Source organism: Caballeronia sp. INML2, assembly GCF_023631365.1.
Lineage (GTDB): Bacteria > Pseudomonadota > Gammaproteobacteria > Burkholderiales > Burkholderiaceae > Caballeronia > Caballeronia turbans.
In genome coordinates, this window is record NZ_JALQDH010000046.1 from 155128 (window position 1) to 166040 (window position 10913).

At 66.7% G+C, this 10913-nt stretch carries 10 protein-coding genes; 3 read left to right on the top strand and 7 right to left on the bottom strand.

Features of this window, described 5'->3' with window-relative positions; translation table 11 throughout:
- Nucleotides 1-73 precede the first annotated feature (73 nt).
- A complete protein-coding gene (gabT, locus tag NCT32_RS15445; RefSeq protein ID WP_086961038.1) occupies nucleotides 74-1369 on the bottom strand; it encodes a 4-aminobutyrate--2-oxoglutarate transaminase in 1296 nt (431 codons plus the stop codon).
- 132 nt (nucleotides 1370-1501) lie between these two features.
- Between gabT and NCT32_RS15450 the strand changes: the two genes are divergently transcribed.
- Nucleotides 1502-2989 (top strand): PLP-dependent aminotransferase family protein, encoded by a 1488-nt coding sequence (locus NCT32_RS15450; RefSeq protein ID WP_061118229.1) that lies wholly within the window; start codon nucleotides 1502-1504, stop codon nucleotides 2987-2989.
- Between the two features lie 163 nt (nucleotides 2990-3152).
- Nucleotides 3153-4346 carry a M20 aminoacylase family protein gene (locus NCT32_RS15455; RefSeq protein WP_250477319.1) on the top strand — a complete coding sequence of 398 codons (1194 nt, stop codon included), beginning with the start codon at nucleotides 3153-3155 and terminating at the stop codon, nucleotides 4344-4346.
- A 9-nt stretch (nucleotides 4347-4355) separates the two neighbouring features.
- Here NCT32_RS15455 and NCT32_RS15460 read toward each other — a convergent pair whose 3' ends face one another.
- From NCT32_RS15460 to NCT32_RS15480, 5 genes are all read right to left on the bottom strand, one after another.
- A complete protein-coding gene (locus NCT32_RS15460) occupies nucleotides 4356-5897 on the bottom strand; it encodes a methyl-accepting chemotaxis protein (protein WP_250490436.1) in 1542 nt (513 codons plus the stop codon).
- 127 nt (nucleotides 5898-6024) lie between these two features.
- Nucleotides 6025-6186, bottom strand: a complete 162-nt coding sequence (locus NCT32_RS15465) for a hypothetical protein (RefSeq protein ID WP_250477320.1) — start codon at nucleotides 6184-6186, stop codon at nucleotides 6025-6027.
- A 26-nt stretch (nucleotides 6187-6212) separates the two neighbouring features.
- On the bottom strand, nucleotides 6213-6821 hold the full coding sequence (locus tag NCT32_RS15470) for a glycosyltransferase family 9 protein (protein WP_061118228.1): 609 nt from the start codon (nucleotides 6819-6821) through the stop codon (nucleotides 6213-6215).
- Between the two features lie 314 nt (nucleotides 6822-7135).
- Complete coding sequence (locus tag NCT32_RS15475) at nucleotides 7136-7630, bottom strand: hypothetical protein (protein ID WP_061118227.1); 495 nt, start codon at nucleotides 7628-7630, stop codon at nucleotides 7136-7138.
- 119 nt (nucleotides 7631-7749) lie between these two features.
- On the bottom strand, nucleotides 7750-9249 hold the full coding sequence (locus NCT32_RS15480; protein WP_061118226.1) for a UdgX family uracil-DNA binding protein: 1500 nt from the start codon (nucleotides 9247-9249) through the stop codon (nucleotides 7750-7752).
- 199 nt (nucleotides 9250-9448) lie between these two features.
- Here NCT32_RS15480 and NCT32_RS15485 point away from each other — a divergent pair, with 199 nt between their 5' ends.
- On the top strand, nucleotides 9449-10159 hold the full coding sequence (locus tag NCT32_RS15485) for a glycosyltransferase family 2 protein (protein WP_061118225.1): 711 nt from the start codon (nucleotides 9449-9451) through the stop codon (nucleotides 10157-10159).
- Nucleotides 10160-10235: 76 nt separating this feature from the next.
- On the opposite strand, the gene NCT32_RS15490 is transcribed toward NCT32_RS15485, so the two are convergent.
- On the bottom strand, nucleotides 10236-10823 hold the full coding sequence (locus NCT32_RS15490) for an NTP transferase domain-containing protein (RefSeq protein ID WP_061118224.1): 588 nt from the start codon (nucleotides 10821-10823) through the stop codon (nucleotides 10236-10238).
- Nucleotides 10824-10913: the final 90 nt, after the last annotated feature.

The window sequence follows — 10913 nt, forward strand, 5'->3', positions numbered from 1 at the left end:
AAATCCCAAGCAAACAAACGAAAACATTACGCGAGGCACCAAGAGCCGCGCCTCGCGCATCAAGAATCAGAAATCAAACGGCAACACCAACCGTCTCGACGAGCACCTCTTCAAGAATCCCGATAGCTTCATCGAAGACCTGTTCCTGAATGGTGAGCGGAAACAGGAACCGAACAACGTTCGAATAGACGCCACACACGAGCAGCAGCAAACCGCGCTCCAGTGCACGCGTTTGCACGAGCTTGGCGAAGGCCGCATCCGCGTCATGCGAACCAGGCTTGCAAAACTCGACGGCGATCATCGCGCCGGGCCCGCGCACATCGGCGATTTGCGGCACATCGCCCTTGAGCGCTTCGAGCTTTGCCTTGAGCTTGTCGCCCAGCACCGTCGCGCGCTCGCAGAGCTTTTCATCGTCGATGATGTCGAGCACCGCGTGCGCCGCCGCCACCGCCAGCGGATTGCCCGCATACGTGCCGCCGAGACCGCCGGGCGCGGCCGCATCCATGATCTCGGCGCGCCCGACGACGCCCGACAGCGGCATGCCGCCCGCGAGCGACTTCGCGATCGTCATCAGATCCGGCACGACGCCGTGGTGCTCCATCGCGAAAAGCTTGCCGGTGCGCGCGAAGCCGGTCTGCACTTCATCGGCGATCAGCAGGATGCCGTGCTCGTCGCAGATCTTGCGCAGGCCGCGCACGAAGTCCGAGGGCGCCTCATTGAAACCGCCTTCACCCTGCACCGGCTCGAAGATGATCGCGGCGACGCGCGTCGGCTCGATATCCGCCTTGAACAGATGCTCGATCGCGCGCAGCGAATCCGCGACGGACACGCCGTGCAGCGCATTCGGGAACGGCGCGTGATAGACGTCCGACGGGAACGGCCCGAAGCCGATCTTGTACGGCGCGACCTTGCCGGTGAGCGCCATGCCCATCAGCGTGCGGCCGTGGAAGCCGCCCGTAAAGGCGATGACGCCGGGACGGCCCGTCGCCGCCCGCGCGATCTTCACCGCGTTCTCGACGGCTTCCGCGCCGGTCGTGAAAAACGCCGTCTTCTTCGCGTGCGAGCCCGGCGCCCGGGCGCTGATTTTCTCGGCGAGCGACACATACGACTCGTACGGCACGATCTGATACGCGGTGTGCGTGAAGCAGTCGAGTTGCGCGCGGATCGCCTCGACGATCTTCGGATGGCGATGCCCCGTGTTGCATACCGCGATGCCCGCCGCAAAGTCGATGAAACGGCGGCCCTCGACGTCCCACAATTCCGCGTTCTCGGCGCGCGCCGCGTAGAAGTCGCACATCACGCCCACGCCGCGCGGAGTCGCGGCATTCTTGCGGGCGTGCAGGTCGGCGTTCTTGAGGTTGGTGCTCACAGGGAAATCTCCTTCGCGCGAGAGCGCATGTCGATGGTTGGCCGCATCGGCCGACTGAACTTAACGACGACTATAGTAAGATTTGGCCCTCAAGTTCAGAGCCATTTCAATAAATCTATAGGAGCCAATTCGATGTCCCTCCGCGCGAGCGTGCTCTCCGACTGGCTGGCGCAGCGCATCGACCGCACGAGTGGCCAGCCCATCTACCGGCAATTGCATCGGCTCCTGCAGCAGGCGATCCTGACGCGCGAGCTCGCGGCGGGCGCGAAAGTGCCGTCGTCGAGGCTGCTCGCGGCGGAGTTGGGCGTCGGGCGCAATACCGTGACGCAGGTCTACGAGCAACTCGCGCTCGAAGGCTACGTCTCGTCGGCGACGGGGCGCGGCACGTTCGTCGCGGACAGCGCGCCCGACGAGATCCTTTTCGACGATGCGCCGCCCGCGGCCGCCGCTTCGGCCGATACCCGATCGACGCTTTCCACGCGCGGCGCACGGCTGATTTCGGGCGCGGGCGTGTCGAAGCGCCAGGGCGGGGCGTTCATGCCGGGCGTGCCGGACGTGTCGCGCTTTCCGTCACGCGTGTGGAACCGGCTGCACGCGAAATACTGGCGCAAGCCGCTGCCCGATCTGCTCACTTATGCGCCCGGCGGCGGCCACGCGGGGCTGCGCCACGCGCTCGCTCACTATCTGCGCACCTCGCGCTCGGTGCGCTGCACGCCCGAGCAGATCGTCGTGACGACGGGCATCCATCAGTCGATCGACCTCGCCGCGCGCCTGCTCGCGGATTCGGGCGACACGATCTGGACCGAGGATCCGTGCTACTGGGGCGTGCGCAGCGTGTTGCAGGTGTCCGGCCTCGATCTGAAGGCGATTCCCGTCGATGCCGAAGGCATCGCGCCGACGCCCGCCGATATCGCGTCGCCGCCGAAGCTGATGCTCGTCACGCCGTCGCATCAATATCCGCTCGGCATGGTGATGAGCCTCGCGCGCCGCCGCATGCTGCTCGAATACGCGCGCCAGCACCGCTGCTGGATCATCGAGGACGATTACGACAGCGAGTTCCGGTACGGCAGCCGGCCGCTCGCGTCGCTGCAGGGCATGGATCCGGCGGGGCAGGTGATCTACGTCGGCAGCTTCGGCAAGACGCTGTTTCCGGGGCTTCGCATCGGCTATGTCGTGGTGCCGGAAGCGCTCGCGGACAGCTTCGCGACCGCGAGCGCCGAGCTGTATCGCGAGGGGCAGCTGTTGCAGCAGGCGGTGCTCGCGGAGTTCATCGAGCAGGGACATTTCACCTCGCATATCCGGCGGATGCGCGCGCTCTATGGCCAGCGCCGCGACGCGATGCTCGCGACGATCGCCGGGCGCTACGGCAACACGCTCGCCATCGCCGGCGGCGATGCCGGGCTGCATCTCGTATTGAAGCTGCCGAAGGAGATCGATGATCGCGCGCTCGCCGCCGCGGCGCTCGCCGAGGACATCGTCGTGCGGCCGTTGTCGGGGTACTACGCGCGTCGGCGCGACGCGGAATCCGGTTTGCTGATCGGTTATGCGTGTGTGCCGGACGATGAAATCGCGCCGGCTTTCGGGAAGCTTGCCGGGGTGATCGACCGCTTTGTGCAGTGAAGCCGGGCGAAACTTCACGGTTCGCTTTCGTTCAACCAAAAAAAATCCCCGAAGAACTGGAAACCGCGCCGCATGTGGAGGATCATGTGCGCCGTTTTCCATGTATCCGCATCACGCGGCCGGCACGCCGCGCCGCACGACTCATCTCAGCAAGGGCTTCTCCATGACGACTTCGTCCGACCAACACTTCACCGTCATCGCCGATCTCTCCGACGACGCGCCTTCGCTGCGCGAGATTCGCCATGACATCCACCGTCATCCGGAGCTGTCCTACGAGGAGACGCGCACCGCGGCGCTCGTCGCGGACCGGCTCGAAGCGTGGGGCTGGCAGGTGACGCGCGGTGTCGGCGGCACGGGCGTCGTCGGCACGTTGAAAGCGGGCGACGGCACGAAGAGCATCGGCCTGCGCGCCGACATGGACGCGCTGCCGATCATCGAGCAGACGGGCAAGCCCTACGCGAGCGAGACGCACGGCAAGATGCACGCCTGCGGCCACGACGGCCATACGACGATGCTGCTCGGCGCCGCTCGCCATCTCGCGCGTACGCGCCGCTTCAGCGGCACGGTGCATCTGTATTTTCAGCCGGCGGAAGAGCACGGCGTGCCGAGCGGCGCGCAGAAAATGATCGAAGAAGGGCTCTTCGAACGCTTTCATTGCGACGCCGTGTTCGGCGTGCACAACCATCCCGGCGCGCAGCCCGGCACGTTCCTGTTCCGCAAGGGGCCGTTCATGGCGGCGGGCGATCAGGTGTCGATCGTGATCGACGGCGTCGGCGGGCACGCGGCGCGCCCGCATCTGAGCGTCGATCCGGTCGTCGTGGCGTCCGGCATCGTGATGGCGCTGCAGACGATCGTCGCGCGCAACGTCGATCCGGCGCAGCCTGCCGTCGTCACTGTCGGCTCGATGCACGCCGGAACGGTGAACAACGTCATCCCCAGTCGCGCGACGCTCGAACTCTCGGTGCGCTCGTTCGATCCGCACGTGCGCGAACTGCTCAAGCGCCGCATCAAGGAACTGGTGGAATCGCAGGCCGCGAGCTACGGCGCGACCGCGACGGTGAAGTATCTGGAAGGCTATCCGGTCGTCGTCAATTCGGACGCGGAGACGGAGTTCGCGATTCAGGTGGCGCGCGAACTGGTCGGCGAGCAAAACGTCGTCGCGCACGCGGATTTGCTGATGGGCAGCGAGGATTTCGCGTTCATGTTGCAGCAGCGGCCCGGCTCGTTCCTGCGCCTCGGCAACGGTGCGGGCGAGGACGGCTGCATGGTCCACAACCCGCACTACGACTTCAACGACAAGAACCTGCCGGTCGGCGCGGCGTATTGGGCGCGGCTCGTCGAACGATTTCTCGCGTGACCGAAAGCCTTACGCCGGCAACCTGAAACTTCCGATCGCCTCGCGCAGCACATCCACCTGATCTTTCAGAGAATGCGCGGCGGCGGCGGCCTCTTCGACGAGCGCGGCGTTCTGCTGCGTCACCTGATCCATCTCGACGACCGCACGGTTCACCTGCTCGATGCCCGCGCTCTGCTCGTGCGACGCGTGGCTGATCTCGTCGAGAATCTCGTTCACGCGGCGCACCGATTGCACGATCTCGGTCATCGTCGCGCCCGCGTTCGTCACGAGCGACGCGCCTTGCTGCACCGTCTGCGTCGATGTCTCGATGAGCGCCTTGATCTCCTTGGCCGCCGTCGCCGAGCGCTGCGCGAGACTGCGCACTTCGGCCGCCACGACCGCGAAGCCGCGTCCCTGTTCGCCCGCGCGCGCCGCTTCGACGGCCGCATTGAGCGCGAGGATGTTCGTCTGGAACGCGATGCCGTCGATCACGCCGATGATGTCGCCGATCTGCTGCGAACTCGCGGTAATGCGCGTCATCGTGTCGATCACGTCGTCGACGACGCCGCTGCCGCGCGTCGCCACATCCGCCGCCTGCTCCGCGAGCCGCGCCGCCTGCGCCGCGCTTTCGGCGTTGTTCTTCACGTTGGCGGTCATCTGGTCCATGCTCGACGCGGTCTGCACGAGCGACGCGGCCTGCTCCTCGGTGCGCTGCGACAGATCGGTATTGCCCGCCGCGATCTCCGATGCGCCCACGTTGATGTTCTCCGTGCCGTTGCGCACGCGCGAGACGGTCTCGACGAGACCGCGCTGCATGGTGTCGAGCGCGTGCAGGAGACTCGTCGTGTCGTTCGGATGAACATCGACCGTGCTCGTCAGATCGCCGCGCGCAATGCGATGCGCGGCGTCGACCGCGAGCTCCAGCTCGCCGCCCAGATTGCGTTTGATGCTGCGCAGGACGATCAGCATCGCGACCGTCGCGATGCCGCCGAGCAACGCCGTGATCCCGAGCCAGCGCAGCGCGCTCGCCCAGAACGCGCTCTGCACGTCGTCCATGTACATGCCGGTGACGAGATACCAGTCCCACGCAGCGAAGCGCTGCGAGTAGGAGAGCCTGCCGACCGGCTTGTCGCTGCCGGGCTTGGGCCACAGATAGCTGACGAAGCCGCCGCCCGGCTGATCGCCTGCCTTCACGATATCGACGAACAGGCGATTGCCCGCCGGATCGGCATAGGACGAAAGATCCTTGCCGTTCATGGCGGGCTTGATCGGGTGCATCACCATCGTCGGATGCGAATCGTTGATGGACAGATAGCCGTCCGTGCCGTAGCGGATCGCGCCGACCACTTCGAGCGCGCGCTTCTTCGCTTCCTCTTCGGTGAGCGTCTTGTTCGCGGCGAGCGCGGCGAAGTGCGCCGTCACGGCGTGCGCCTCGTTGACGAGGGTCTTTAGCTGCTCCTTGCGGTCGTCGATCATCGACGTCCGGTTCTGCCACGCCCCGATGATCCCAATCGCGATCAGGCCGATCCACAGCACGGCGATCAGCGAGCCGAGCTTCTTGTTCAACGTCATTCTGTTCATGTTGCGCCGTCGCCTCTTTGCGTTGTCTGGTGCGACGGCGCGCGCCGCCGCATGCCCGCTTTACGGCAGGCAAGGGCGGCGGTTGTAGGGCGGGAATTCCCGTAGGGAAAGCGTCGGCTCAGAGACGGCGGATCGGGTCCTTGTCGGGCGGCGCGTCGGGATGCTGCGGCTCTTCCGGACGATGACCCGGCGAAGGCGGCGTAAGCGGATCGGCTTCCGGATCGCGGTTCGGGTCCGCGATGGGATCCGGAACGGGACTGGTCTGCATGTCGAATTTCATGATGTTCCCCGCAAGGTGGACCGGCGCTACACGGACTCGTGCGCCGCCGGCATGTGCAGCGTGAACGGCGCTCCCGGATGCGCGTCGCCGGTGTTCGACAGCGCGGCGCGTGCGCGGGCGACGATCGCGTCGCTGTTCGTGTCGCGCGGATGCTCGTCGAGGACGATATGCGCCGTGCCCAGCGCGCGGGCCGCGGCGACGGGCGAGGACGCGGCGGCGTCGTCGGACACGAGCAGGCGCGCATTGGCGATCAGACGCGGCAGCGCGGCCGGCGCGACCGCGCCCGCGAGAAAGAGCGCGGCCGTCTGCATCGCGCCGAGCACGCCGGCGGTGCGCTCGGGATCGGGCGCGTCGCCGACGATCGCGATCTGCCAGCCATCGGCGGCGAGCTGGTCGGCGACATCGGCATAACGCTGCGCGGGCCACGCGGGCGCGGCGTGGTGGCTGCCCGGATGAATCAGCACGAGGCGCTCGCGCTCGATGCCGTGGAACGCGGCGAGTTCGTCGTAGGCGCCGGGGTCGTCGTGATCGGCTGCGGGCGGCACTGCGTCCGCGCATGGGATCACGCTCGGCGCGTCGGGAACGAGCGCGCTCGCGAGGTCGTCGCGCAACGTGTAAAGGGGATTGGCTCGCATCCTGGCTCCTGCAAGTGGCGTGGCCTCGTTCGATGTCCGCAAAATCGCGGCGGCCGCGCATTTGGCAAGCACCCGTCATGCCCGGGGCGCCTGTCGCGCGGATAGCCTGCAAGCGCCACGCGATGGACACAGCTTGCGTCCTGAAGCGTGACAGTTTGACCGTCGGTTGCGGCATCTGTCACGTATTGAAGGAGGCGCGGCGGCACTCGTCAAGGCGAGCGACGTTCAGCGTCGATGTAAAAAAACCGCCGCCTCGGGATGGCGAGGCGGCGGCTTTCGTGCTGCTTTCGTTGACTTGGCGCGGCGCGGGGTGCTCAGGTTTCCGCGTTGCCGTCGTCGGCGGGCAGCGTCTTCGGCGTGAACGCTTCGGCGCGGCGGCGGATGCGCTCGACTTCGCCGGTCACGAACGTGCGCTTGTCGGCGGCGAGCGCGTCCTGATAGGACATGCCTTCCGGTACGCGATGCAGCAGCGCGCGCAATTCGCCTTGCGTCGTCTGCTCGACGGGTTCGTAGTCGTACAGGCCGAGTTCCAGTTCGGCGCGCTCGTGCAGGATGAACAGACACGACGCGAACACCGCGACGCCGAGCACTTCCTGCGCGCCGAAGCGAAATTCGTGCGGCACCGGCGAGAACGGCAGCCATGCGATGAGCGCCACGCCCGCGAGCGCCACGGCGATGGTCACGTTCAGCAGGATTTGCAGGCGCGCGATGATGCGCTCGCGTTCGGTCTGCAGTTGCCCGGCCGATTTCGGCACGAGGGCGACGTTAGATTCTTGACGGCGGAGTTCTTCGAGCGGGAGAGCGGCCATGGAGGTTGTCGTCGGGACCATCGGTGAGCGCCAAAGCGGCGCGACACCGGTATAACGCGCGGCTTACAGGAACGTTGACGGCGCTTTCGTCTTGTTGCGCCTGTTTCGTCCTGTTGCATCTAGCGCGTCCGGTCCCCGACCGGCGTGCGGATGGTTGCGGTGCCGTCCGCGATCTGCTGCGCGAAGACGAGCGCTTCGACGATCGTCCCGAAAACTTCCGCGCGCACTTTGTCGTCGGTCAGGCGCATCAGATACGAGGGGTGATAGGTCGGCACGATGATGTGACCCTTGTGCTCGATGGTCTTGCCAAGATACTCGGACAACGCCGTGCGATGCCCCGTGAGCGCCTTTAACGCCGTCGCCCCGAGCGCGACGACGACTTTCGGCGCGATGCGCTTCAGTTCTTCCTCGAGCCAGTAGCGGCAGGCTTCGCGTTCACGCTGCGCGGGCGCGAGATGCGCGCGTTCCTCGCCGTGCGCTTCCCATTTGAAGTGCTTCACCGCGTTCGTCAGATAGAGCGACGCGCGGGGAAGCGCGGCCTCGGCGAGGACTTCGTCGAGCAGCGCGCCCGCCGCACCGACGAACGGCTTGCCTTCGCGATCTTCCTGATCGCCCGGCTGTTCGCCGACCAGCATCACGCGCGCATCGGCGGGACCGACGCCCGGCACGGCCTGCGTCGCGTTGCGCCAGAGCGCGCAGCGCTTGCACGCGTCGAGCGACGGCGGCTCCGTCAGCAGCGTGCCCTTGATCGGCTCCAGATCCGTGTTGATGGTCACTTCCATCTCGGGCGGCACGTTGCGCGGATGGCGGTCGCGCCGCGAATAAGGATCGGCGCGGGAGATCAGCGCGGGATCGGTGCGCGCGTTCGGCGGGCTTTTCCAATAGCGCACCGGCATATGCGACGCCATTTCGGCGGCGTTCGCCTGCGCAGGCGCGAACGTGCTTTCGTAGTACGCGAGCCAGAGCGCCTCGATGGCGTCGCCGCTCACCGCCTCGCCGCTCATGGCGGTGTCGCCGAAGTCCATCGGCTTTTCCTCCGGCTCGCTCGTGCGGTCCACGCGCAACAGCGCGCCGTCCCAGAAAGCGGCGCCGTGCGGCGTGGCGATCATCCACGTGGCGCTGCCCATGCGGGTGGCGAAGTGCATCGCGGCGTGCTCAAGCAGGTCGTGCACCGGTTCGAACCAGCTGATGAACTCGGGCGGCCCGAGCGAGGAATCGCGATGACGGAAGCGCAGCTTGCTGCGCATCTCACGCTCCTCGGCCTCGACCGATTCGATCATCCGGCGCAACCGATGCCCGTCCCCGTCATCCGACGATGCGATCGCGCGATCACCCTGCGTCCAGCGCCACAACGCCTTGTAGAGAAACGGCCAGCGGTCCGGCGCGCGGTAGCACGCCGCCGTTTCGAGCATGGCGAGGAATTCGCGCGCGACCTTCACGGGCTTCTTCGCGTTCGGATCGACCGAGCCGGGCGCGGGCGGATCGATGGAGCCGAACACCGTGGCCGAGGCATCGGTTTCGCGCCACTGCACGTCCGCGGGATGCGCGCCCTCCATGAGGAGCGCGCGCGCCTCGGAACGCCAGGCAGCAAACGACGGGTCGATGGTGACGCATTTCATCGGCGAGCGGAATCAGAAAAGTACTGTATATCCATACAGTGATTCTAGCGATGTGCGGCGCTTTCCGGCAACTATTTCGCGACGATCGTGCCCTTTGACCGCCGATGTGGCGGGCGCTGAAACATGGGAACGCTCATTGCTGAAATTCATCCATCGCGGCGTTCGATTGCCTGCGGACACACTTACACACGGAGCCGAAATGCTTGCCATCGTCATTCCCGCTCACAACGAAGCCGCGCATATCGGCGCGTGCGTAGCGGCCGCGCGGCGCGCTGCGGATCATCATCAGTTGCTCGGCGAGGCGGCGTGCGTGATCGTCGTCGCCGACAGTTGCGCCGACGAAACCGCCGACATCGCGCGGGCGCTGGGTGCGCACGTGTGGTGCATCGAGGCGCGCAACGTCGGCGTGGCGCGCGCGCATGGCGCCGAGCGGGCGCTCGCGCTGGGCGCGCGCTGGCTCGCCTTCACCGACGCCGATACGACCGTTGCCGAAGACTGGCTCGTGCGCCAGCTCGACTGCTGCGCGGATGCGGTGTGCGGCGTGATCGGCGTGCACGACTGGTCGCCGCATATCGGCGCGGTGCGCGAGCACTTCGGACGCACGTACACCGACGCGGACGGGCATCGGCATATTCATGGCGCGAACCTGGGCGTGTCGGCGAAGGCGTACATGCAGGCGGGCGGGTTTGCGCCGCTCGAGTCGAGCGAGGATGTGGCGCTCGTCGAGGCGCTGGTGGCGATCGGCGCGAAGATCGAATGGAGCGCGTCGCCGCGCGTGGTGACGAGTGCGCGGACGGATTTTCGGGCGAAGAAAGGATTCGGTGCGACGCTGCTGGAAGTCGGCAGGCGTTATTTGCCGATCGGGACGGACGGCGCCGATTCGGCGGATTCGGTGGCGATTGCGGCGTGAGCGCGGCCGGCCACGCTCGCCGCTCCGCGCACATTTATTTAATGATCCGAATCAACCTGGCGCGGACGAACCGCCTTTAGACCTGGCCGAGATCGCTCGGCACATCCACATCGCGCAGCACATTCGGATCATCAATCTCGACGATGAACGGCGCGTGAGTCGAAAGGATGCCGCGCGCGCCCGCATCGCCGTCGAGCGCGGCGAGCGCCTCGCGATGCGCCATGCCGAATCCCACCGGATGCCCCCGCGTGCCCTGATAAAACGGCGCGACGAGTCCGGCGCCGGCGTCGAGCGCCCGCGCGACCGCTTCATACGTCGCGGCTTCTATCCACGGCATGTCGCCCAGCGCGACGAGCCAGCCATCGGATTCCGATGTCGCGCGCACGGCCGCGGCGAGCGCCGCGCCCATGCCGCGCTCGGCATCGATGCTGAAAATGACATTGCAACCCGCTTCGTTCAAAACATCGGCGAGCTTTTCCGCGCCGGGCCGCACTACCGCGATCACTTCGGCGGCGACCGCGAGCAGCCTGCGCGCCGATTGAAACACGACGGGCGTGCCGTCGGGCAGGGTGGCGAGCAGCTTGTTGTGGCGGCCGGACGGGTCGAAGCGGGTGCCGAAACCCGCTGCCAGCAGGATGCCGGTCGCGTTCGACGAATAGGTCATCGCGGCTGCTCGTGTGGGGATCGAAGAGGAATTGTGCGGCGCATCGAAGATCGTCGCAAGCATAAAAAAAGCACGCGGCGGTCGTGATGA